Consider the following 22,441-nt stretch of genomic DNA (forward strand, 5'->3'; position numbering starts at 1 on the left):
TCACCCTCCCAACGCCCGGTCCCATCTGCGGGTTCCCGACGCCAGCGGATACAGTCACCGTTGCGCCAACTATGGGGACAGGAGAGGGTCATTAGCGGCAACCGGCAGACGAGCTGGGCGTTCGCCGACGCGTTCGTCGCCGAGGACGACGCTCTGCGATGGGCCCGAGACCGGTCCAGGGAAGCGGGCCTGCGGTCCGTGTCCCCCGGCACCGGGGCCGCGCTGCGTCTGCTCGCCGCCACCGCCGACGCCAAGGCCGTCGCCGAGATCGGTACGGGCACCGGCGTCTCGGGGATCCACCTGCTGCACGGGATGCGGCCGGACGGGGTCCTGACCACCGTGGACCCCGAAGCCGACCGGCAGGCCTTCGCCCGCCAGGCCTTCCGCGCCGCCGGCTTCGCGGGCAACCGGGCCCGCTTCATCCCGGGCCGCGCCCTGGACGTCCTGCCCCGGCTCGCCGACGGCGGGTACGACCTGGTCTTCTGCGACGGCGACCCGGCCGAGTCCCTCGACTACCTCGCGGAATCGTTGCGTCTGCTGAGGCCGGGCGGGCTGGTGTGCTTCGAGGGGGTCTTCGCCGACGGGCGCACCGTCGACTCCGCCGCGCAGCCGGTGGAGGTCATCCGGGTGCGCGAGCTGCTGCGCAGCGTCCGGGAGAGCCCGGCCCTGGAGGCGGCCCTGCTCCCGGTGGGCGACGGGCTCCTCTGCGCGGTCCGCCGCTGACCCGCCGAACGGCCCCGCGAGCGCCGGGCGGCCCCTGGACCGGCCCGGGGGAACGCGACACCGCCCCCGCCGCGAAGCGGCGGGGGCGGTGTCAAGATCTGGTGGTGCCGAGGCTCAGCCGACGACCTTCTTCAGGGCGTCACCCAGGGCGTCCGCCTCGTCCGGGGTCAGCTCCACGACGAGCCGACCACCGCCTTCGAGCGGTACGCGCATGACGATGCCTCGCCCCTCCTTGGTGACCTCGAGCGGGCCGTCGCCCGTCCGCGGCTTCATGGCCGCCATGCTCGTTCCCCTTCCTGAAACCAGCTCATCGTCAGCCGACGGCCCCGTTCAGGCGCCTAGTACCCGGCATCGAACACATTGCTTCCCAGCCATTATCCCGCATGTCAGGACCCGATGACCAACATCGGACGGGAACGCTTGCGCAACGCGCTCGGCCAAAACCACTCATTTCGGGGATCCGCCTGCGATACTTCGCCGCTGCCCCCAGGGCTGGGGCTCCGCTTTGTTTGACGCACATCACATGACCACCCCCGGTCCCGTCCGCCATGCTGGCCCTTGCACCGGCCGGTACCGGCCGGTAGCCAAGCCCGCGACGAAGGGGGACCCCCGCCATGGCCGACAGCGTGCTCTACGAAGTCACCGACGGACTCGCGACCGTCACCATCAACCGGCCCGACGCGATGAACGCCATGAACACGGAGGCCAAGGTCGCCCTGCGCGACGCCGTCCGGGCGGCGGCCGCCGACACCGCCGTACGGGCGGTGCTGCTCACCGCCGCCGGGAACCGGGCCTTCTGCGTGGGCCAGGACCTCAAGGAGCACATCGGGAACCTGGCGGCGGACCGCGAGAGCGGCTCGAAGCTCACGATGAGCACCGTCTCCGAGCACTACAACCCGATCGTGCGGGCCCTGACGGAGATGCCCAAGCCCGTCGTGGCCGGGGTGAACGGCGTCGCCGCGGGGGCCGGCTTCGGATTCGCGCTCGCGGCCGACTACCGCGTCGTCGCGGACACGGCGTCCTTCAACACCTCCTTCGCCGGGGTCGCGCTGACCGCCGACTCCGGGGTGTCCTGGACACTGCCCCGTCTGATCGGTGCCTCCCGGGCCTCCGACCTGCTGCTGTTCCCCCGCTCCGTCAAGGCGCAGGAGGCCTACGAGCTGGGCATCGCGAACCGCCTGGTCCCCGCCGAGTCCCTGCACGCCGAGGCCGAGGCGGTCGCCCGTGCCCTCGCCGCGGGCCCCACGGTGGCCTACGCGGCCCTGAAGGAGTCCCTGGCGTACGGCGCCTCGCACTCCCTCTCCGAGGCCCTGGAGCGCGAGGACGTCCTCCAGACCCGGGCGGGCGCCTCCGAGGACCACTCCATCGCCGTCGAGGCCTTCCTCTCGAAGCGGCCGCCGCGGTACCTCGGCCGCTGACGCCTAGGTCGTCTCTTTCGGATCTTGCGGGTGAGGCGAGATCGGAAGAGACGGCCTAGCCCCCGCGGGAGACGCACCCCTCCAGGTGGTCGTTGACCAGGCCGCACGCCTGCATCAGGGCGTAGGCCGTGGTCGGCCCGACGAAGCGGATGCCCGCCTTCTTGAGGGCCTTGGCCAGGGCCGTGGACTCCGGGGTCACCGCCGGCACGTCGGCGGTGCTCCTCGGGGCCCGGCCCGGCTCCTCGGGGGCGTGCGACCAGATCAGCCGGTCCAGCTCCCCCGCCTCCCAGCCGGCCAGCACCTTCGCGTTGGCGAGGGTGGCCTCGATCTTGGCCCGGTTGCGGATGATCCCCTCGTCGCCCATCAGCCGCTCCGCGTCGGCCGGGCCGAACTCCGCGACCGCGGCGATCCGGAAGTCCGAGAACGCCTTGCGGAAGCCCTCGCGCCGGCGCAGGATCGTCAGCCACGACAGTCCGGACTGGAAGGCCTCCAGGCACAGCCGCTCGTACAGCGCGTCGTCCCCGTGGACGGGCCTGCCCCATTCGGTGTCGTGATAGCGGACGTAGTCCTCCGTGGACAGCCCCCACGGACAGCGCAGGCCGCCGTCCGGGCCCGCCAGCGGCGCGGCGCCGCTCACCGCTCGTCCTTCGTGAGGTCGACCCGGTCCGCCGGGGCCTGGGCGCGCGCCGCCGTCAGCTCCGCGATCCGCGCGTCCCGCTCGGCCAGCTCGGCCGCGAGCCGGTCCAGTACGTCGTCCACCTCGGCCATCCGGTAGCCGCGCGGCGCGACCGGCAGGCGCAGGGCGTCGATGTCCGCCCGTACGACCGGCCGGCTCTCCGGCAGCGCGTCGGCGACCCGGTCCGGCTCGGCCTCGGGCAGCACGGCCTCCGCGCCCGCGCCGACCACCGCGAGGGTGACCGCGGCCACGACCACGACCAGCGCGATCAGCAAGAACCAGAACACGATCAACTCCCCTGAGAGACTCCGGCCACCAGGTTAAGGTCGCAGACGAGGCGCGAGGGTCGCCGAAGGAGGAAAGAGCAGGATGCTGCGACTGGGCACGCGCGAGTTCGACACCCACGAGCCGGTGATCATGGCCATCGTGAACCGCACCCCGGACTCCTTCTACGACCAGGGCGCGACCTTCCGCGACGAGCCGGCCCTCGAGCGGGTGGAGCGGGCCGTCGCCGAGGGCGCGGCGATCATCGACATCGGCGGGGTCAAGGCGGGCCCCGGTGAGCACGTGGACGCGGCGGAGGAGGCCCGGCGCACGGTCGGCTTCGTGGCGGAGGTGCGCCGCCGCCACCCGGACGTGGTGATCAGCGTGGACACCTGGCGGCACGAGGTCGGCGAGGCGGTCTGCGAGGCCGGGGCGGACGTGCTGAACGACGCGTGGGGCGGGGTGGACCCCCGGCTGGCGGAGGTCGCGGCGCGCTACGGCGCGGGCATCGTCTGCACCCACGCGGGCGGGGTGGAGCCGCGCACGCGGCCGCACCGGACCTCGTACGAGGACGTGATGGAGGACATCCTGCGCGTCACGGTCGGGCTCGCGGAGCGGGCCGAGGCCCTCGGGGTGCCCCGGGAGTCCATCATGATCGACCCGGGTCACGACTTCGGGAAGAACACCCGGCACTCACTGGAGGCCACCCGCCGCCTCGCGGAGATGACCGAAACCGGTTGGCCGGTGCTGGTCTCCCTGTCCAACAAGGACTTCGTCGGCGAGACCCTCGACAAGCCGGTCAAGGAGCGCCTGCTGGGCACCCTGGCGACCACCGCCGTCTCGGCCTGGCTCGGCGCGCAGGTCTACCGCGTCCACGAGGTCGCGGAGACCCGGCAGGTCCTCGACATGGTCCGCTCGATCCAGGGCCACCGGCCGCCGGCCGTGGCCCGCCGCGGACTCGCCTGACCCCGCGTCGGCCGCGGGAGGCCGCGGGGCGCCGGGGGGGGGGGGAGGCCGGGGCCGCGGCGCCGGGGCGGCGCGGCCCCCCGTCCCTACTTGCCGACTTCCTTCGTCACCAGCGCGATGGCCTCTTCCACGTCGTCGGTGACGTGGAAGAGGTAGAGGTCCTTCTCCGAGGCCTTGCCCTGGGCGATGACCGTGTTGCGCAGCCAGTCGATCAGACCGCCCCAGTACTCCGTGCCGAAGAGCACGATGGGGAACCTGGTGATCTTCTGCGTCTGCACCAGGGTCAGCGCCTCGAACATCTCGTCCAGCGTGCCCAGTCCGCCCGGCAGCACCACGAAGCCCTGGCTGTACTTCACGAACATCGTCTTGCGGACGAAGAAGTACCGGAAGTTCAGCCCGAGGTCCACGTGCTGGTTGAGCCCCTGCTCGAAGGGGAGCTCGATGCCCAGGCCGACGGAGATGCCGTTCGCCTCGCGGGCACCCTTGTTGGCGGCCTCCATGGCGCCCGGGCCGCCGCCGGTGATCACCGCGAAGCCGGCCTCGACGAGCGCGCTGCCGATCCGTACGCCCGCCTCGTACTCCGGCGAGTCCACCGGCGTGCGGGCCGAGCCGAACACGCTGATCGCGGGCGGCAGCTCCGCCAGGGTGCCGAAGCCCTCGATGAACTCCGACTGGATGCGCAGGACCCGCCAGGGATCGGTGTGCACCCACTCGGAGGGTCCGGCCGAGTCCAGCAGCCTCTGGTCCGTCGTGCTGCCCGCCTGCACCTGGCCGCGTCTGCGCAGCACCGGCCCGAGCTGCTGCTCCTCGGGCCGACGACGGGACCCCTCGGCACTGCCGTGGTTGCCCATGATGTGCTCCCTCCAGCTGATCGTTGGATCAGGTTAGGCGCACAAAAGTGACGGGAGGGGGAATTTACGAGGTCAGCCAGGCGCGGAGTCGTTCCTCGCAGTGCAGGATCGCCTTCGTCTCGACGCGTTCGTCGACCTTGTGGGCCAGCAGCGCGTCGCCCGGCCCGTAGTTGACCGCCGGCACGCCGAGCGCGCTGAAGCGGGAGACGTCCGTCCAGCCGAACTTGGGCATCGGCCGGCCGCCGACCGCCTCCATGAAGGCCGCCGCGGCCGGGTGGGACAGGCCCGGCAGGGCGCCGCCGGAGGAGTCGTCGACCACGAACTCGGCGATGTCGCAGTCCGCGAAGACCTCCCGTACGTGGGCCAGCGCGTCGGCCTCGCTGCGGTCGGGGGCGTAGCGGAAGTTCACGGTCACGGTGCAGGAGTCCGGGATGACGTTGTTGGCGACGCCGCCCTCGATGCGGACCGCGTTGAGGCCCTCGTGGTACTCCAGGCCGTCGATGACCGGCTTGCGGGGCTCGTACGCGGCCAGCTTCGCCAGGATCGGGCTCGCGGTGTGGATGGCGTTGGAGCCCATCCAGCTGCGCGCGGAGTGGGCGCGCTCGCCCTTGGTGCGCAGCAGCACGCGCAGGGTGCCCTGGCAGCCGCCCTCGACCTCGGCGTTGGAGGGTTCCAGCAGTACGGCGAAGTCGCCGGTCAGCCAGTCGGGGTGGGCGGCCGCGACCTTGCCGAGGCCGTTGAGGTCGGCGGCGACCTCCTCCTGGTCGTAGAAGACGAAGGTGAGGTCGCGATTGGGTTCGGGGACCGTCGCGGCGATCCTCAGCTGCACGGCCACCCCGGACTTCATGTCCGTCGTGCCGCAGCCCCACAGCACGTCGTTCTCGTCCAGGCGGGACGGGACGTTGTCGGCGATCGGCACGGTGTCGAGGTGGCCGGCCAGGACGACGCGCTCGGCGCGGCCGAGGTGCGTACGGGCCACCACGTTGTTGCCGAGGCGGTCGACGGTGAGGTGCGGGAGGGCGCGCAGCGCTTCTTCCACGAGGTCGGCGAGCACCTTCTCGTCGCCGCTCACGGAGGGGATGTCGACGAGCCGGGCGGTCAGCTCGGCAGCGTCCAGGGTGAGGTCCAGCTCGGATTCGGACATGGAACTGACCCTAACGCCCCGGGATGGGCGGGAAGCGGGAGCGTCCGGCCGGTGGACGGTTAATCGGCCTCAAGTACGGTGGGCCGCGTGTCCGAGACCGATCGCTCCCGCCCCCGTTCCCGCCGGCCGTTCCGCAAGGCCGTGGGCCTGGTCGTCCTGCTCGGGGTGATCGGGTACTTCGCCGTCCAGCGCGACTCCAACAACGGCGCCTCCTACTGCACGGCCACGGCGACGGGGGCGGGGTCCGCGGGCGCGGGGACCGTCCAGACGTACGAGATGACCCACGAGCAGGCGGCGAACGCGGCGACGATAGCCGCCGTCGGGATCTCCAAGGGGCTCCCGGACCGGGCGGTGACCATCGCGCTGGCGACGGCGATGCAGGAGTCGGCGCTGCGCAACCTCGACCACGGCGACCGCGATTCGCTGGGGCTCTTCCAGCAGCGGCCTTCGCAGGGGTGGGGCACCCCGGAGCAGATCATGGACCCGGTGTACTCGGCGGGGATCTTCTACGACCGGCTGGCGGAGATCAAGGGCTACACCCGGCTGCCGCTGACGGTGGCCGCGCAGAAGGTGCAGCTCAGCGGTTTCCCGCAGGCGTACGCGAAGCACGAGCCGGACGCGACGGTGCTGACGGCCGCCTTCGGCGAGAACGGCATACCGGCCTCTCTGGCCTGCTCGGGCCCGGCGCCCTCGGCGGGAGATCCGGAGAAGGTGCGGGCGGAGCTGACGCGGGCCTTCGGCCCCGCGGCGCGGGACGCGCTGGGCGCGGGCCGGGCGGGCGCTCCGGCGGGCCGGTCGGCGCCGGGCGGGGCGGTTCCGGAGCCCGAGGTGGGGCTGCGGCTCAAGGAGGGCGGCGGCCCGGCCGAGGCGCGGCGGGGCCGGGCGATGGCCCACTGGGCGGTGGCCCGGTCGAAGGAACTGGGCATCGCCAGGGTCTCGTACGACGGCTCCTCGTGGGTGGCCGGCCGGGACGGCGGCGCGTGGCAGGGTGAGGGCGGCGGCCGCAAGGGCGGCGCCGGGGACCCGCACGACGCGGCTCCGGGCGAGGTACGGATCTTCGTGGGGCGCCCCGCGGCCCGCTGACCGCCGGCGGCGGACGCTCGCGGAGGCCGTCGACCGGTTCCGGGCGGCCGCTCGCCGGCCGGCCCGGCCCCGGCGTGCGCCCCCGGCGCGCGGACGGCCCGGCACGACGCGCCGGCGGCACGGTCAGGCGTACGGGCCGTCACCCGGGAGGGGTGTCCACGCGTTCGGGCCGTACACCCGGAAGGCGGACAGAAGCGCAGGTCGGCGGGGGTCCGGTGCTCTTGTCACGGAAGCCGATTAAACGATGCGTTACTGATCCTTTACCCGGCTGGTCCGCAACTCCCCCCACCCCGGGAGCGGTTGTACAGGTCGTACTCAGCCGCTACCGCTTAGGAGCATCATGACCCTCCCCCTGACCCGTCGGATCGCCCGCGCCGCGCTTCTCCTCGCAGCCGGTACCGCTCCCGTGGTCGGTGCGGCAGGCGCCGCCAGCGCGGCCGACGCCGTGGGCCTGGAGTCCCTGCCGAAGCTGAACACGCTCACCGCCCCCGACACCGGCGCGGCCACCGACGCCGCGCACACCGCCACCGAGGCCCTCCCGGCCGCCGCCCCCGTCGCCGGTCCCGCCTCCGAGGTCGTCGGCAGCGCGGGCGCGGCCGGCCAGACGCTGGGCGGCCTGCCGGTCGCCGGCCAGCTGCCGGTGAGCCAGCTGCCGCTGGGCGGCCTCCCGCTGGGCGGCTGAACCACCGCCGGACGCGCTAACGCCCGAGGGGGCCGGGAGCAGCTGCTCCCGGCCCCCTCGGGCCGTCGTCCGTGCGCCGTCGGCTCAGCCGAGGCGCTTGACCGCGGCCGCGACCCGCTCGTCGGTGGCCGTGAAGGCGACGCGGACGAACTTCGCGCCCGCCTCGCCGTAGAAGTCGCCCGGCGCGACCAGGATGCCGAGTCCGGCGAGGTGCGCGACGGTGTCCCAGCAGGGCTCGTCACGGGTCGCCCACAGGTAGAGGCTGGCCTCGCTGTGCTCGATGCGGAAGCCGTGCGCCTCCAGGGCCGTGCGCAGTGCCTCGCGGCGGGCGGCGTAGCGGGCGCGCTGTTCCTCGACGTGGGCGTCGTCGCCGAGGGCCGCCACCGTGGCCGCCTGCACCGGGGCGGGGGTCATCATGCCGCCGTGCTTGCGGATCTCCAGCAGCTCCCCGAGCACGGCCGCGTCACCGGCGATGAACGCGGCCCGGTAACCCGCCAGGTTGGACCGCTTGGAGAGGGAGTGCACCGCCACGAGGCCCTCGTAGGAGCCCCCGCACACGTCGTCGTGGAGGACGGAGACGGGCTCGGCCTCCCAGCCCAGCTCCAGGTAGCACTCGTCGCTGAAGAGCAGGATGCCGTGCTCGCGCGCCCAGGCGACGATCCGGACCAGCTCCTCCTTCGGGATGACCTTCCCGGTGGGGTTGGACGGGGAGTTGAGCCACAGCAGCTTCACGCCCGCCGGGTCCAGCTCCATGGGGTCGTCGTACACGACGGCCTCGGCGCCGCACAGCCGCGCGCCCACCTCGTACGTCGGGTACGCGAGCCGCGGGTAGGCCACCTTGTCGCCGGCGCCCAGGCCCAGCTGGGTCGGCAGCCAGGCCACCAGTTCCTTGGAGCCGACCACCGGCAGGACGTTGCGGTGTCCGGCGGCGCTCGCGCCGAGCCGGCCCCGCAGCCAGCCGGTGATCGCGTCGCGCAGCGCGGGCGTCCCCCACACCGTCGGGTAGCCCGGAGAGTCCGCGGCGGCGACCAGGGCGCGCTGGATCAGGTCGGGCACCGGGTCCACGGGGGTGCCGACCGACAGGTCGACGATGCCGTCAGCGTGGGCCGCCGCCGTGGCCTTGTAGGGCTCCAGCTTGTCCCAGGGAAAGGCGGGAAGACGGTCGGAAACTGCGGCCACGGTGCTCTCTGCTCTCTCTGGGCTGCTGCGGGGGGCTGTGTCGTACGGGGAAACGGCTCGGTCCCGCGCGGCAGCGGGGCCGTACGGGACCGAGGGGCGCGTCTGCCGTGAAACGGTCAGTGCTCGCCGGCGTTGATGTCGGCGGGCAGCGCGGCGACGAAGGGGTGGTCGCGCTCGATCAGGCCGAGCTTGGAGGCACCACCGGGCGAACCGAGCTCGTCGAAGAACTCGACGTTCGCCTTGTAGTAGTCCTTCCACTCCTCCGGGGTGTCGTCCTCGTAGAAGATGGCCTCGACCGGGCAGACCGGCTCACACGCGCCGCAGTCGACGCACTCGTCCGGGTGGATGTACAAGGACCGCTGGCCCTCGTAGATGCAGTCGACGGGGCACTCTTCGATGCATGCCTTGTCCTTGACGTCGACACAAGGCTCCGCGATGACGTAGGTCACGCTCTCGTTCCTCCTCGGTAGGGCTTTCCATTCGCGCGGGAGCGCGGCGTCGTCGATGCCCGCACCTAGTATCTCCGTTCCCGGGCACGATCCGAACAGGAGGGGCGGACAGAGCTGTGGAAATCACTGCCGGTGGACTGCTGGAGATCCGTATCACCCCCGCTGACGTGGGTAAACGAGTCTCTGTACGACGGGTGGAGGACGGGGGGAGCACCACCCCGTCGTTCGCGGACGCGGTCGGGGTTCTCACATCCTGGACCGGGGGTGTGCTGACGATCACACGCAAGGACGGCGTGTCCGTCCACATCGCGGAATCGTCGCTGGTGGCGGGCAAGGTGGTGCCTCCGGCACCGGCCCGCCGCAGGGGTCCCGCGGCCTCCTTCGAGGAGCTGGCACGGGTCACGGCGCGGGCCTGGCAGCCGCTGGAGAGCGAGCAGCTCGGCGAGTGGACGCTGCGGGCCGCCGCGGGGTTCACCCGGCGGGCCAACTCCGTGCTCGCGCTCGGCGACCCCGGGATACCCGTCGGTGAAGCACTCGCGCGGGTGACCGCCTGGTACGCGGAACGCAACCTTCCGGCGTATGTGCAGGCCGCGACCGGTGCCGCCGGGACGCAGGAGCTGCTCTGCGCGGAGCTGGAGCGGCACGGCTGGGTGAAGGAGGTCTCCGCGGAGGTGCGCGTCGGGGCGCTGGCCCCGGTCGCCGACGCCGACGCGGACGTGGCGGACGTACGGCTCACGCGCGAGCCGGACGAGCGGTGGCTGGAGCGCTACGGCAAGGTCCGGGACCCGGAGTCGGCCCGGCGGGTGCTGGTCGGGGGCCCGTCGGTGTGGTTCGCCTCCCTGGGCGGCGGCCGGGCCGTCGGGCGGTGCGTGGTGGACGGCCGCTGGGCCGGTTTCGCGGCCGTCACCGTCGCTCCGGAGGACCGGCGCCGGGGGCTCGCGACGGCGGTGATGACGGCGCTGGCCCGGCGGGCCCTGGAGGAGGGCGCGTCCGCGGCGTGGCTCCAGGTGGAGACGGACAACCCGCCGGCGCGGGCCCTGTACGACGGGATGGGCTTCGCCGCGCACCACGCCTACCACCACTTCCGGGCGGCGCGGTGAACACCCGGGACCTCTTCGCCGAGGAGGCCCGCTCAGAGCGGCCCGACCTGGCCCGGATGTGCCTGCTGCTGGCCGCGGAGGCGGACCCGGAGCTGGACGAACGGGCCATGGACGAGGCCGAGATCGAGCTCGACCGGCTCGCGGGGTTGCTGCCGTACGGGCTGCGGGACGCGCGGGCCTGGGCCTCCGCGGTGACGGAGCTGCTGGGGGGCCGGCTGGGCTTCCACGGCACCCCGAACGACTACGACCGGCTGTCGTCCTCCCTCCTGCACGAGGTGCTGCGGCGCAGGCGGGGCCTGCCGATCCTGCTCTCGGTGGTGTGGCTGGAGGTGGCCCGGCGGGCGGGCGCGCCGGTGTACGGGCTGGGGCTGCCGGGGCACTTCGTGGTGGGCTTCGGGGACCCGGAGGAGTCGGTGGTGGTGGACCCCTTCGCCGGCGGCGCCTCGCTGGGCGCGGGCCCGGCGGAGCTGGCCTCCTCCCCCAAGACCCCGGCGCGGACCCTGGACATCGTGCTGCGGATCCTGAACAACATCCGCGCCTGGGCCTCCTCCCGCCCGGAGCACTCGGGGGTCGCGCTGTGGGCCCTGGACCTGTCGCTGCTGCTGCCCTCCCACCCGGCGTCGCTGCGGTACGAGCGGGCGCGGCTGCTGGTGGAACGGGGCGCGTTCCGCGAGGGCGCGGCCGAACTGGAGGCGTACGCGGAGGTCATGGACGCGGTGGACGCCGCCACCGCCGCCCGCATCCGCGGCGAGGCCGTCGCCGCCCGCGCGCTGCTGAACTGACGTCCCGCCGGACCGCTCGCGCGCTGCGACGCCCACGGCTCGGGCCAGGGGTGCCGGGAAGGCCGCGAAGCCCCTTCCCGGAGCGGGAAGGGGCTTCGCGTACGGGCCGTGCGGGGGCCGGCCGGGCGGGCCGGTCAGCTCGCGTTGGTGTCGATGGTGACGGTCCGCTCGGCGGGGGTCTTGCCGATCAAGGCCCGGCCGAGGGCGCCCGCGACGTCCTGCGGGGTCACGGGGGTCTTGGCGCCGGTGCCCCGGGTGATCAGGATGCCGTCGAAGGTGTTCCCGTAGGTGGCCTTCAGGGCTTCCAGGTCGTACTTCTCGACGAGGCGTCCGTCCACGGCCGACATGCTGAGGATCTTCGGCAGGGACTTGGCGCCGAAGGCGATGGACTTGGTGCCCGCCTTGACCGTGGCGTTGCCGGACATGGCGGGCTCCGCGAACTCCTTCATGGCCCGGTCCAGTTCGGCCTGGGTGACCGTGGGTTCCTTCTTGGCGACGGGGAGTTCGACGGTGGGTGCCTTGCCGTTGGCGACGAGCTCGCGGAAGGCCTTGGTGACCTTGTCGACGGAGCCGTCGACGTCGAGGCCGTCACCGGCCTTGCCGGGGACGGCGACGGCCTTGCCGGTGTCGAACTTGATGGTGGCCTCGGAGGCCGATCCGGCGGTGCCGGCCAGCTCCTGGAGGGAGACCCGCAGCTTCTCCTCGTCGACCGGCATGACGGCGGTGGCCGTGCGCTCGACCCCGAAGAGGGAGCCGATGACGGTCACGGGGTTGTAGTCGCTGCCGGTGGCGTTGCGGACGGTGGTCTGGCTGTCGAGGGTCAGGCCGGCCTTCTCGGGCTTCAGCTCGACCGTCTTGCCGCCGACGCTGAGCTGGAGCGGGGCGGCGGCGCGCTTGCCGAAGGCGGTCTGGAGCTTGGCGACGGCGTCGTCACGGGTGCCGCTGATGTCGACGCCGAGGACGGTGGTGCCCTTGGGGACGTCGGAGTGGTTCATCAGCAGGCCGGCGCCGTAGGCCACGCCCGCGAGGACGACGATGCCGCCGCCCAGCATGACCAGCTTGGAGCGGCCCTTCTTGGCGGGCTTGCCGGACGGGGCGCCCTTGCCGGACTTGCCGGCCGGGGCGGGCGCCGGCCGGGCCTGGCGCGGCGGCTGCGGGCCGGGCGGCGGGGCGGCGGGGCCCGGCGCGGGCACCGGGGTGGGGGCCGGGGCGTCGAAGGCCTCGGGGCCGGGCCAGCTCGGGGTCTCCTCGGCGCCGACGGATACGGTGCCCAGCGCGGGTCCTCCGGTCGGCCCGGTCGGCTCCGCGAAGGCGGGGAAGGCCTCCGTGACGGGCCCGTTGTCGTACCCGGCGTACCCCTGGGGCGCGCCGGCTCCGGGGCCGCCGACGGCGGGGGCCGGTGCGAAGCCGGCTCCGCTGCCGTACGCGGCCGGCGGCTGCGGGCGCCCGGGCTCGGCCGGGGGGGCGAAGCCCGCCCCGGTGCCGGTGGGCGCGGCGGAGCCGTAGCCCGCGCCGGGAGCACCGGGCGCGGGCGACCCGGGAGCACCGGGCGCGGGGGCGGGGGGCGCCGCGGGCGCGGGCGTCGCCGCCGGCGGGGGCGTCGCCGCCTTGCGCGGGGCGAACCAGTTGCTGGCCGGCTCCTCGGCGGGCGCGGGGGCGGGCTCCGGCGCGGGGGCGGACTGCCCGCGGGCCGGGGCCGGGGCCGCGGGGAGCGCGGGGGCCGGCGCCGCGGGCCGTGCCTGCGCGGCGGGGCGGCGCTCGGTCGTGCGCGGGGCCCCGGCCCGGTCCGGCCCGGCGGCGGCCGGGGACGCGTCCTGGCCGCCGTCCTTCACGGGTTTGCGTACGACCACGGGCGGGATGGGCCGGGAACCGGGGATGTTGATCCGGATCCGGGTCGTCAGGTGGGTCTCGGTCTTCGGCCCGTCGGTGTCGGGCGTGGACGGGTTCGAGGTCACAGGGTTCTCCTCCGGGACGATCGCGGCGCCGGGACCGGGTGGCACGGACGGATACTGGCCGGTTCCATACGGCGGCGTACCCGAGGGGTAGGCGGCTCCACCGTGCCCTTGGGGCCCGGGGGACGAACTGTCGGTTTCACGACTCAAGGCAGGTTCTCCCGGTTGGCTCCGCCGCCCGTCATTCCGTGCGCGGGCAGCTCGGCGGCCCGTCCACCATACTGGCCGCCGCCCGTGCGCAACTGTCGGCCAGGAATCCCACGTTCCTCTTCTGCTTCCGCGCGCCCCCGCGCGAGGGCCCGTCAAACCCCCGCAACACGTCCCCGATCGGCGGGTGCGGGAGTTCCGGGGCCTGCTATCCGCGGGACTTGGCGGCCGGAACCGGCCCCTGCGCGGAGCCGCGCATCGTGGCGCACATCACAGCGGCCGCACTTCCCCCCAAAAGGTATGCGTACATGCCGATCCCGGAGGAACCGAGCAGGAAGTCCCCTTCGGGGCGGGGGAGGCTGAGGACGACGTAGGAGAGGAACCAGCCGGCCGCGCCCGCGCCCACGCCGGGTCCCGCGCCGACGGCGATCCGGCCCGCGAGGAACACCCCGCAGAGGGCGAGCAGCGCCAGCAGCAGGCCGACCGGGAACCACAGGTCGACCACGAGCCAGCCGGCCGCGCCGGTGAGCGCGCCCGCGACGAGCAGGCCGAGCAGGGCGGCGATGCGCCCCGGGGTCAGCGCGGTGGTCACGCCCCCACCCCCGCGAAGAGGTCCCGCTCGCGTTCGCCGGCCGGCGCGCCGGAGCGGCCCGCGGCCAACTCGTAGTACTCCCGGGCGAACAGCGGCTGGCCCAGGTCGTTGGAGAGCGCGAAGAACGGTCCGTCCACCGCGATCTGGGTGACGTGGGCCCGCATGGCGGCCGCCTTCGCCGCCACCAGGTCGGTGGCGGCGCCCTCGTCGCCGATCTCGGCGGTGATCCGCTCGTCGGGGACCACCCCGGGCACGTCCCCGGGGGTCGCGACGCCCGGGAAGGCGGTGCTCGCGGCGCGCAGCCGCTCGAAGCCCGCCTCGACCACCGAGACCGGTACGCGGTTCCAGTAGACCTTCGCGATGGCGTGCGGGGCGCCGAGCCCGGGGCGGTACGCGGCGTCGGCGGCCAGTTCCGCGCCGCGCATGGCGACCCGGTGGGCCTGGATGTGGTCGGGGTGGCCGTAGCCGCCGTCGGGGTCGTAGGTGACCAGCACCTGCGGGCGCAGCTCCCGGATGACCTCCACCAGGTACCCGGCGGCCTCGTCCACGCCGGCCGACCAGAAGGAGCCGGGGCGGGCGTTCTGCGGGGCGCCCATCATCCCGGAGTCCCGGAAGCGGCCCGCGCCGCCGAGGAAGCGGTGGTCGGCGACCCCGAGTTCCTTCATGGCGGCGGCGAGCTCCCCGGCCCGGAAGGGACCGAGGGCGTCGTCGCGGTCCGGCGCCAGGTGCGCCAGGTCCGCGGGGATGACCTCGCCCTCTTCGCCGAGGGTGCAGGTCACCAGCGTGACGTGGGCACCCTCGGCCGCGTACTTGGCCATGGTGACGCCGTTGTTGATCGACTCGTCGTCCGGGTGCGCGTGCACGAGGAGCAGACGACGGGCGGGAAGACCGTTCATGGCCCCAGCCTACGAGCACCGCCTACAGCTTGAGGCCACTGATCATGCTGGCCACGTTGGACGTCAGCTGGCTGAGGGTCGGCGCGACCGTGGAACTCGCCAGGTAGAACCCGAGCAGTACGCAGACGAACGCGTGCCCCGCCTTCAGACCCGACTTCCGGACCAGCAGGAAGACGACGATCGCCAGCAGCACCACGGCCGAGATCGAGAGTGCCACGGCGTTTCACCTCCACGTCGAGCGGACATCGGTATGCGTACTCGTGCTCGGCGCATTCATACCCACCGTGCGCTACGGATCATAACTATCCGTACCAGCGCATCGATCGAATTCCGGCAGCACGAGGGGCGCATGCCGCGCACGGCAGGGGGCACACGGGGGCCGGCCGGGAGGGCTGCACGCCCTCCCGGCCGGCTGTCGGCACCCGCACGGCCGTACCTGGCCCAGACTGCACGCCTCAGATCTCGGGGCAGAAACGGTCAAGTTGCCTCCGCGTTAAGCCGGTTGGCTCCCATACGGCCCGCATGGACACCCCTGCGCGGGGTGGCTGGAAATGATCCCTCATCGGCCGCCGCCGACCGTTCATTTCCGGCCGGAGCGGGCCGGCCGGCGGGGCCCGCGTCCGGTCGGCGCGGGCCGGCGTCCGGGGCGGCGTCTACTGCCCCGTCAGCGGGGCCGGCGGGGGCGGGAGTTCCCCCGGAGCCGGCACCACCTGCTTCTCGGCCGCGAAGTGGCAGGCCGAGGGGTGGGCGGCCGGACCCGCGGGGAACGCCTCGGGGACGGCCAGCGGCGGGACCTCCGTCGCACAGCGGGTTTCGGCCTTCCAGCAGCGGGTGCGGAAGGGGCAGCCCGAGGGCGGGTTGGCCGGGGAGGGGACGTCACCGGTGAGGATGATCCGCTCCCGGTGGGCGCGGGCCAGCGGGTCGGGCACGGGCACGGCGGAGAGCAGCGCCTGGGTGTAGGGGTGGGTGGGGTGGTCGTAGATCTCGGTGTCGGTGCCGATCTCGACGACGCGGCCCAGGTACATGACCCCGACCCGGTCGGAGATGTGCCGGACGATCGAGAGGTCGTGCGCGATGAAGACGTACGAGAGGCCGAACTCGTCCTGGAGGCGCGCCAGCAGGTTGATGACCTGGGCCTGGACGGAGACGTCGAGGGCGGACACCGGCTCGTCCGCGACGATGACCTCCGGCCGGAGCGCGAGGCCGCGGGCGATGCCGATGCGCTGGCGCTGGCCGCCGGAGAACTGGTGCGGGTAGCGGTTGATGTACTCCGGGTTCAGGCCCACCACGTCCAGGAGCTCCTGGACCTTGCGGCGCCGGTCGCCCTTCGGGGCCACCTCGGGGTGGATCTCGTACGGCTCGCCGATGATGTCGCCGACCGTCATGCGCGGGTTCAGCGAGGTGTACGGGTCCTGGAACACCATCTGGATGTTGCGGCGGACCGCCTTCAGGGCGCGGCCCGAGAGCTTGGTGATGTCCTCGCCCTTGTAGGAGATCGCGCCGGCGGTGGGGCGTTCCAGATTGACCAGCATCCGGGCGACGGTGGACTTCCCGCAGCCGGACTCGCCGACGATGCCGAGGGTCTCCCCCGGGGCGAGGGCGAAGGAGACCCCGTCGACGGCCTTGACCGCGCCGACCCGCTTCTTGAAGAGGATCCCCCGGGTCAGCGGGTAGTGCTTGACCAGGCCGCGGACCTCCAGGATGGGCTCAGGCACCGACGCACTCCTTCCAGAAGAAGCAGGCGCTGGCCCGCCCCGGGGCGACCTCCGCGAGCGGCGGGACCTCGGTCCGGCAGACGGGCCGGGCCATCGGGCAGCGCGGGTTGAAGGCGCAGCCGGGCGGGATGGCCAGCAGGTTCGGCGGCAGGCCCTTGATGGCGTAGAGCTCCTGGCCCTTCTGGTCCAGGCGCGGGATCGAGTCGAGCAGGCCCCGGGTGTAGGGGTGGGCGGGGGCCCTGTAGATCTCGTGGACGGGGGCCGCCTCGACGATCCGGCCCGCGTACATGACGGCGATCTTGTCGGCGACGTCGGCGACGACGCCGAGGTCGTGGGTGATCAGGATGAGGCCCATGTTGAGTTCGCGCTGGAGCTCGGCGAGCAGGTCCATGACCTGGGCCTGGACGGTGACGTCGAGGGCCGTGGTGGGTTCGTCGGCGATGATCAGGGAGGGTTCCAGGGCCAGCGCCATCGCGATCATGATGCGCTGGCGCATACCGCCGGAGAACTGGTGCGGGTAGTCGCCCACCCGCTGTTTCGCGGCCGGGATCCTGACCCGGTCCATCAGTTCCACGGCCTTGGCCCGGGCGTCCTTGCGGGACGTCCCGCGGTGGACCTCGAACATCTCGCCGAGCTGGGCGCCGACGCTGAGGACGGGGTTGAGGGAGGACAGGGCGTCTTGGAAGATCATCGCCATGTCGGCGCCGCGGATCCGGCGGCGCTCCTCCTCCTTCATCCTCAGGAGGTCCTTGCCCTTGAAGAGGACCTCGCCGCCCGCGATCCGGCCCGGCGGGACGTCGAGGATCCCCATCACGGCCTGGGCGGTGACCGACTTGCCGGAGCCGGACTCGCCGAGCACGGCGAGGGTCTCGCCCTCGTCCACCGAGTAGTTCACCCCGTTGACGGCCTTGGCGACTCCGTCGCGGGTGGTGAACTCCACGTGCAGGTCGCGGACTTCGAGCAGCATCTGGCGGCTCACTCCCTAGCGCAGCTTGGGGTCGAGGGCGTCGCGCACCGCGTCGCCGAGCATGATGAAGGCGAGCACGGTCAGGCTCAGGGCACCCGCCGGCCAGAGCAGCATGTGCGGGGCGTTGCGGATCTGGGTGGCGGCGTTGGAGATGTCGATGCCCCAGGAGACGGTGGGCGGGCGCAGGCCCACGCCGAGGAAGGACAGGGTGGCTTCGAGGGCGATGTAGGTGCCCAGCGCGATGGTGGCGACGACGATGACGGGGGCGACGGCGTTGGGGGCCACGTGGCGCAGCAGCATGCGGGCGTTGCCGGCGCCGAGGGCCCGGGCGGCCTGGACGTAGTCGTTCTGCTTGGCGGTGATCACCGATCCGCGGGCGATGCGGGCGAGCTGCGGCCAGCCGAGCAGCACGATGAAGCCGACGACGGGCCACACGGTGGTGCTGGTGACCACGGACAGGAAGACCAGGCCGCCGAGGACGACGGGGATCCCGAAGAAGACGTCGGCGACCCGGGAGAGCAGGGCGTCACCCCAGCCGCCGAAGAAGCCGGCGAGTCCGCCGAGTACGGATCCCAGCAGGGCGGCGCCGACGGTCGCGCAGACGCCGACGGTGATGGAGGCCCGGGCGCCGTGGACGGTGCGGGTGTAGACGTCGCAGCCCTGGGTGTCGTACCCGAAGGGGTGTCCGGGGGCGGAGCCCTGCTGCGATTTGGACAGGTCGCACTGGAGGGGGTCGCCGCTCGCGATGAGCTGGGGCCACAGGGCGATGGCGACGAGGAAGAGGATGAGCAGCGCGGAGACGATGAAGACGGGGTTGCGGCGCAGTTGGTGCCAGGCGTCGGACCACAGGGAGCGGGCCTTCTCCCGGGGGCCGGCGGGGCCGGCCGGTCCGGACCCCTCGGTGACGCCTTCCACGCTCTCGGCCTCCTGGAGGGCCAGGTCCATGGCCCCGCCCTGGCCGGTGGGTGACATCGCCTCCCGGGGGCGGGGCCCCACCGGGTCGTAGCCTCCGGGGCCGCCGGGGCCTTCGGGGCTGTCGGGGCTGCCGGGCTCAGGCATAACGGATCCTCGGGTCCAGGACCGCGTAGAGCAGGTCGACGAGCAGGTTCGCCACCAGGAAGACGATGACGAGGATGGTGACGAAGCCGACCACGGTGGGCGAGTTGTTGCGCAGGATGCCCTGGTAGAGCTGGTAGCCGACGCCGTGGATGTTGAAGATCCGCTCGGTGACGATGGCGCCGCCCATCAGGGCGCCGATGTCGGTGCCGATGAAGGTGACCACCGGGATCAGGGAGTTGCGCAGCAGGTGGCGGGTGATGACCCGGCGGCGCGGCAGGCCCTTGGCGACGGCGGTGCGCACGTAGTCGGCCTTGACGTTCTCGGCGATGGAGGTCCGCGAGAGCCGGGTGACGTACGCGAGGGAGACCAGGGCGAGGACGACGCCGGGCAGGATCAGCTCGGCGAAGGGGGCGTCCGGGGAGACGGTGGGGCGTACCCAGCCCCAGGTGACGCCGAAGAGGAACTGGAGCAGGTAGCCGGTGACGAAGGTGGGCACCGAGATGACGACGAGGGTGAGCACCAGCAGGGTGGTGTCGACGGCCCTGCCCCGGCGCAGTCCGCTGACCACGCCGAGGGTGATGCCGACGAGGATCTCGATGGCGATGGCGACCAGGGTCAGGCGCAGGGTGACGGGGAAGGCGGTGGCCATCAGCTCGGTGACCCGCTGGCCGTTGAAGGCCGTGCCGAAGTCGCCCCTGAAGATCTGCCCCATGTAGTGGACGTACTGCTCCCACAGCGGGCGGTCGAGGTACAGGTCCTTGCGGATCCGCGCGGCCGTGGCGGGGTCGGGGGCCTTGTCTCCGAAGAGGGCCGCGACCGGGTCGCCGAGCGCGTAGACCATGATGAAGATCAGGAAGGTGCTGCCGATGAACACGGGGATCATCTGGAGCAGCCGCCGGATCACGTAACGTCCCATGGACTGCTCCAGGATCGATCCGTCGGAGTGGTCAGCTGACCTTGATCTCGTCGTAGACCGGGACGCTGAACTGGTTCAGGGCGACGTCGGAGATCCGCTCGGAGTGTCCGGCGCTGCCGTTCTGGTACCAGAGGGGGACGGACGGCATCTGTTCGGCGAGGATCTTCTCCGCGTCCTGGAAGGAGCCGATGGCCTTGGCGGCGTCGGTCTCCTGGTTGGCCTGGTCGATGAGCCGGTCGAAGTCCGGATTGCTGAACTTGCCGTAGTTGGAGGAGGCGCCCGTGTAGTACAGCGGCTGGAGGAAGTTCTGGATCAGCGGGTAGTCGGCCTGCCAGCCGGAGCGGAAGGGGCCGGTGAGCTTGTAGGAGCTCTGCTGGTTGCGGAAGTCGGCGAAGGTGCCGATGGGGTTGACGGTGCAGACCGGTCCCTCGCCGAGGGCGTTGTTGACGCTGTTGCAGACGGCGTCCATCCAGTCGCGGTGCGAGCCGGTGTCCACGTTCGAGGTGAGGGTCATCTTGCCGCCGGGCAGGCCGCCGCCCTCCTGGATGAGCTTCTTGGCCTGGGCCGGGTCGTACGTACAGGCGTCGCCGCAGAGGGTGGACTTGAAGCCGCCCTTGTCGCCGAGGGCCGGGGAGGTCCAGTCCTTGGCCGGGGTGCGGGTCTCGCGGAAGATCTGCTGGGTGATCTCCTCGCGGTTGATCGCCATCGAGATGCCCCGGCGGACCTTCTCCATGCCCTCCTTGCCCCACTGGGGGTCGTACAGGGGGAAGGTGAGGGTCTGGATGATGAGGGCCGGCTGGTTGATGTAGCGGTCGCCGAGGTCGTTCTTGACGTTCTTCAGCTGCTGCGCCGGGACGTCGTCGACGAGGTCGAGGTTGCCGGAGATCAGGTCCGTGTAGGCGGTGTTGTTGTCGGTGTAGACCTTGAGGTCCACGCCGCCGTTCTGCGCCTTGTCCTCCCCGGGGTAGCCCTCCCACTTGCGCAGCTTCATGCCGGTGCCCTTGGTGTACGAGTCCACCGTGTACGGGCCGTTGCCGACGGGCTTGTCCAGCCAGGCGGTGTGCTCGGTGAAGAAGACCTTGGGCAGCGGGGAGAAGGCCTGGTAGCCGAGGGTCTCGGGCCAGGTGGAGAACTTGGACTTCAGGGCGACGGTGAAGGTCCTGGGGTCCTTCACGACCAGGCCGGACATGGTCTTGGCCTTGGGTTCGCCGCTTGCGGGGTGCACGTCGGCGTAGCCGACGATGTCGGCGAAGAAGGGCGCGTTGTTCTGCTTGTTGCGCACGTCCGCCGCGTAGTTCCAGGCGTCGACGAAGGACTGGGCGGTGACCGGCTCGTCGTTGCTGAACTTCCAGCCGTCCTTCAGGGTGACCGTGAAGTTCTGGCCGTCGGTGGTCTCGATCTTCTCGGCGACCATGTTCTTGGCCTCGCCGGTCTTGGCGTCGTAGCGCTTGAGGCCCCGGAAGAGCATGTCGAGCACCTTGCCGCCCTGCACCTCGTTGGTGTTGGCGGGCTCCAGCGGGTTCTGCGGGTCACCCCAGGAGGAGCTGACGATCCCGTCCGCGCCACCGCCCCCGCCGCTGTCGCTCCCGCCGCCGCAGGCCGTCGCCGCGAGGGCGACGGTCACCGCACATGCGGCCCACGTGGCGTGGGTGGCTCCGCGCATGGACTGCCTCCTAGGGGTACCGGGACTCACTAGGGGTTATGTCACCCCATGTGTGCGCTCGCGCACTCCTGGTTGGACCGATTGCACCCTCGCGTCCCCCGCCTGTCACCCGTGCGAGTGCAACGGGAGCTCCCAGGTGTCGACCGCGTAGTGCAGGCCCATGCCGTGCGCCTCGTACAGCGCGAGGGCGCCGGTCTCGTTGTGGGTGTCCACGCCGAGGCCCAGGGTGCGGCGGCCGCGGGCGGCGTAGGCGGCGAAGCCGTGGCGCAGGAGGTGGGCGCCGACGCCCCGGCCGCGCAGGTCCTCGCGTACGCCGATGTGGCTGACCCAGCCCATGCTGGTGCGGTCGTCGCGGGTGACGAGGACGGCCGCGTCGCCCTTCCCGGGCAGGCTCGCGATCCACACCAGCGACCAGTCCAGGGCGCGGCCGTCGATGTGGTCGAGCCAGGCCTCGTACGGGCGGTGCGCGTGCCCGAAGTGCGCGGCGAAGGTCTCCTCCACGAGGGCGTGGGCGCGGCGGCGGTCGGCCTCGTCGGCGGCGCAGTCGCGCAGGACGAGGCCCTCCGGCGGGACGGGTGGGAGGTCCACGGCGGGCGAGAGCCGGCGGGTCATCACCTGGTGGCGCCGGACGCCGCGGTAGCCGCGGCCGGTGAGGAGGGTGAGGTCGAGGGTGGGCCGGACGTTGAGCTGGATGCGCAGCCGGGCGCCGGCGGCGGTGCCGGCGGCCATCGCGCGGGCCCGGGCCTCCATCAGCCGCAGCAGGCGCAGGGCGGCTCCGTCGTGGCCGGGCAGGACGTAGTGGTCGCCGTCGATCCGGCCGGGTCCGGAGTCGGCCCAGACGAGGGCGTACGCCACGAGCCGGCCGCCCTGGAAGGCGAGCCAGGAGTCGGTGGCGAGGTCCACCTCGGGGTGGTTGAGGTCGGCCTCGACGGTGCCCAGGCCCGTCTCGGGTCTGCCGATCTCGATGACGTCGACGGCGTTGAGCAGTGCGCAGATGTCGGCGGCGTCCCCGGGCCCGGCCGGGCGGACGGTCAGCGTGTCGGTCATCCGCCCACTGTCGGCGGCGCGGGGGCACGGCCGCAACGGACTTCGGGCCCCCGTACGGGGTGGGGCGAGGGAAACGCCGGGGGGGGGGGGGGGGGGGGGGGGGGGGGGGGGGGGGGGGGGGGGGGGGGGGGGGGGGGGGGGGGGGGGGGGGGGGGGGGGGGGGGGGGGGG

General features: G+C 72.9%; 24 protein-coding genes. 7 read left to right on the forward strand and 17 right to left on the reverse strand.

The window, feature by feature from the left end; translation table 11 throughout:
• Positions 1 to 60 precede the first annotated feature (60 nt).
• On the forward strand, positions 61 to 723 hold the full coding sequence (locus ACZ4WZ_RS26500; RefSeq protein ID WP_388934014.1) for an O-methyltransferase: 663 nt from the start codon (positions 61 to 63) through the stop codon (positions 721 to 723).
• A 114-nt stretch (positions 724 to 837) separates the two neighbouring features.
• Here the strand turns inward: ACZ4WZ_RS26500 and ACZ4WZ_RS26505 are convergent, their stop codons facing one another.
• Positions 838 to 1,005: a DUF3117 domain-containing protein gene (locus tag ACZ4WZ_RS26505; RefSeq protein WP_003966491.1), complete on the reverse strand. Its 168-nt coding sequence runs from the start codon at positions 1,003 to 1,005 to the stop codon at positions 838 to 840.
• 332 nt (positions 1,006 to 1,337) lie between these two features.
• Between ACZ4WZ_RS26505 and chcB the strand changes: the two genes are divergently transcribed.
• On the forward strand, positions 1,338 to 2,141 hold the full coding sequence (chcB, locus tag ACZ4WZ_RS26510) for a 2-cyclohexenylcarbonyl CoA isomerase (protein ID WP_467894041.1): 804 nt from the start codon (positions 1,338 to 1,340) through the stop codon (positions 2,139 to 2,141).
• Positions 2,142 to 2,196: 55 nt separating this feature from the next.
• Here chcB and ACZ4WZ_RS26515 read toward each other — a convergent pair whose 3' ends face one another.
• Positions 2,197 to 2,778 (reverse strand): DNA-3-methyladenine glycosylase I, encoded by a 582-nt coding sequence (locus tag ACZ4WZ_RS26515; RefSeq protein WP_467894042.1) that lies wholly within the window; start codon positions 2,776 to 2,778, stop codon positions 2,197 to 2,199.
• Complete coding sequence (locus tag ACZ4WZ_RS26520) at positions 2,775 to 3,110, reverse strand: DivIVA domain-containing protein (protein WP_467894044.1); 336 nt, start codon at positions 3,108 to 3,110, stop codon at positions 2,775 to 2,777. The genes ACZ4WZ_RS26515 and ACZ4WZ_RS26520 overlap by 4 nt, the downstream gene beginning before the upstream one ends.
• Positions 3,111 to 3,186: 76 nt before the next feature.
• Between ACZ4WZ_RS26520 and folP the strand changes: the two genes are divergently transcribed.
• Complete coding sequence (folP, locus tag ACZ4WZ_RS26525; RefSeq protein WP_388934023.1) at positions 3,187 to 4,047, forward strand: dihydropteroate synthase; 861 nt, start codon at positions 3,187 to 3,189, stop codon at positions 4,045 to 4,047.
• Between the two features lie 86 nt (positions 4,048 to 4,133).
• On the opposite strand, the gene ACZ4WZ_RS26530 is transcribed toward folP, so the two are convergent.
• Together ACZ4WZ_RS26530 and dapE are read right to left on the reverse strand one after the other, a co-directional pair.
• A complete protein-coding gene (locus ACZ4WZ_RS26530; protein ID WP_467894046.1) occupies positions 4,134 to 4,898 on the reverse strand; it encodes an LOG family protein in 765 nt (254 codons plus the stop codon).
• 64 nt (positions 4,899 to 4,962) lie between these two features.
• Positions 4,963 to 6,042 carry a succinyl-diaminopimelate desuccinylase gene (gene dapE, locus ACZ4WZ_RS26535; RefSeq protein WP_388934027.1) on the reverse strand — a complete coding sequence of 360 codons (1,080 nt, stop codon included), beginning with the start codon at positions 6,040 to 6,042 and terminating at the stop codon, positions 4,963 to 4,965.
• Positions 6,043 to 6,120: 78 nt separating this feature from the next.
• Here dapE and ACZ4WZ_RS26540 point away from each other — a divergent pair, with 78 nt between their 5' ends.
• Entirely contained in the window at positions 6,121 to 7,125 is a 1,005-nt protein-coding gene (locus ACZ4WZ_RS26540) for a hypothetical protein (protein ID WP_467894048.1), read from the forward strand.
• Positions 7,126 to 7,465: 340 nt separating this feature from the next.
• Complete coding sequence (locus ACZ4WZ_RS26545) at positions 7,466 to 7,807, forward strand: ATP-binding protein (RefSeq protein WP_467894050.1); 342 nt, start codon at positions 7,466 to 7,468, stop codon at positions 7,805 to 7,807.
• An 84-nt stretch (positions 7,808 to 7,891) separates the two neighbouring features.
• On the opposite strand, the gene dapC is transcribed toward ACZ4WZ_RS26545, so the two are convergent.
• Both dapC and fdxA read right to left on the reverse strand, forming a co-directional pair.
• Complete coding sequence (dapC, locus tag ACZ4WZ_RS26550; RefSeq protein ID WP_467894052.1) at positions 7,892 to 8,986, reverse strand: succinyldiaminopimelate transaminase; 1,095 nt, start codon at positions 8,984 to 8,986, stop codon at positions 7,892 to 7,894.
• A 116-nt stretch (positions 8,987 to 9,102) separates the two neighbouring features.
• Complete coding sequence (fdxA, locus tag ACZ4WZ_RS26555) at positions 9,103 to 9,435, reverse strand: ferredoxin (RefSeq protein WP_007266339.1); 333 nt, start codon at positions 9,433 to 9,435, stop codon at positions 9,103 to 9,105.
• Between the two features lie 116 nt (positions 9,436 to 9,551).
• On the opposite strand from fdxA, the gene ACZ4WZ_RS26560 reads away from it, so the two are divergent.
• On the forward strand, positions 9,552 to 10,535 hold the full coding sequence (locus tag ACZ4WZ_RS26560) for a GNAT family N-acetyltransferase (RefSeq protein ID WP_467894054.1): 984 nt from the start codon (positions 9,552 to 9,554) through the stop codon (positions 10,533 to 10,535).
• On the forward strand, positions 10,532 to 11,317 hold the full coding sequence (locus ACZ4WZ_RS26565; RefSeq protein ID WP_467894055.1) for a transglutaminase family protein: 786 nt from the start codon (positions 10,532 to 10,534) through the stop codon (positions 11,315 to 11,317). Before ACZ4WZ_RS26560 ends, ACZ4WZ_RS26565 begins: the two co-directional genes overlap by 4 nt.
• Positions 11,318 to 11,451: 134 nt before the next feature.
• Here ACZ4WZ_RS26565 and ACZ4WZ_RS26570 read toward each other — a convergent pair whose 3' ends face one another.
• The 10 genes from ACZ4WZ_RS26570 to ACZ4WZ_RS26615 all read right to left on the reverse strand — a co-directional run bounded on the left by ACZ4WZ_RS26570 (position 11,452) and on the right by ACZ4WZ_RS26615 (position 22,271).
• Entirely contained in the window at positions 11,452 to 13,419 is a 1,968-nt protein-coding gene (locus tag ACZ4WZ_RS26570; RefSeq protein ID WP_467894057.1) for a peptidoglycan binding domain-containing protein, read from the reverse strand.
• 205 nt (positions 13,420 to 13,624) lie between these two features.
• The gene (locus ACZ4WZ_RS26575; RefSeq protein ID WP_467894059.1) at positions 13,625 to 14,008 is read right to left on the reverse strand and encodes a DUF6113 family protein; all 384 of its coding nucleotides are present in this window, start codon (positions 14,006 to 14,008) and stop codon (positions 13,625 to 13,627) included.
• Entirely contained in the window at positions 14,005 to 14,904 is a 900-nt protein-coding gene (mshB, locus tag ACZ4WZ_RS26580) for an N-acetyl-1-D-myo-inositol-2-amino-2-deoxy-alpha-D-glucopyranoside deacetylase (protein WP_467894060.1), read from the reverse strand. The genes ACZ4WZ_RS26575 and mshB overlap by 4 nt, the downstream gene beginning before the upstream one ends.
• Positions 14,905 to 14,926: 22 nt before the next feature.
• Positions 14,927 to 15,121 (reverse strand): hypothetical protein, encoded by a 195-nt coding sequence (locus ACZ4WZ_RS26585; RefSeq protein ID WP_007266329.1) that lies wholly within the window; start codon positions 15,119 to 15,121, stop codon positions 14,927 to 14,929.
• Between the two features lie 436 nt (positions 15,122 to 15,557).
• The gene (locus ACZ4WZ_RS26590; RefSeq protein ID WP_467894063.1) at positions 15,558 to 16,619 is read right to left on the reverse strand and encodes an ABC transporter ATP-binding protein; all 1,062 of its coding nucleotides are present in this window, start codon (positions 16,617 to 16,619) and stop codon (positions 15,558 to 15,560) included.
• Positions 16,612 to 17,586 (reverse strand): ABC transporter ATP-binding protein, encoded by a 975-nt coding sequence (locus tag ACZ4WZ_RS26595; RefSeq protein ID WP_467894065.1) that lies wholly within the window; start codon positions 17,584 to 17,586, stop codon positions 16,612 to 16,614. Before ACZ4WZ_RS26595 ends, ACZ4WZ_RS26590 begins: the two co-directional genes overlap by 8 nt.
• 15 nt (positions 17,587 to 17,601) lie before the next feature.
• Positions 17,602 to 18,645: an ABC transporter permease gene (locus tag ACZ4WZ_RS26600; protein ID WP_467894067.1), complete on the reverse strand. Its 1,044-nt coding sequence runs from the start codon at positions 18,643 to 18,645 to the stop codon at positions 17,602 to 17,604.
• On the reverse strand, positions 18,638 to 19,561 hold the full coding sequence (locus ACZ4WZ_RS26605) for an ABC transporter permease (protein ID WP_467894069.1): 924 nt from the start codon (positions 19,559 to 19,561) through the stop codon (positions 18,638 to 18,640). The genes ACZ4WZ_RS26600 and ACZ4WZ_RS26605 overlap by 8 nt, the downstream gene beginning before the upstream one ends.
• Before the next feature lie 31 nt (positions 19,562 to 19,592).
• The gene (locus ACZ4WZ_RS26610) at positions 19,593 to 21,224 is read right to left on the reverse strand and encodes a peptide ABC transporter substrate-binding protein (RefSeq protein ID WP_467894070.1); all 1,632 of its coding nucleotides are present in this window, start codon (positions 21,222 to 21,224) and stop codon (positions 19,593 to 19,595) included.
• 105 nt (positions 21,225 to 21,329) lie between these two features.
• Positions 21,330 to 22,271: a GNAT family N-acetyltransferase gene (locus ACZ4WZ_RS26615; RefSeq protein WP_467894072.1), complete on the reverse strand. Its 942-nt coding sequence runs from the start codon at positions 22,269 to 22,271 to the stop codon at positions 21,330 to 21,332.
• Positions 22,272 to 22,441: the final 170 nt, after the last annotated feature.

It is taken from the genome of Streptomyces sp. NPDC029122 (assembly GCF_055569445.1).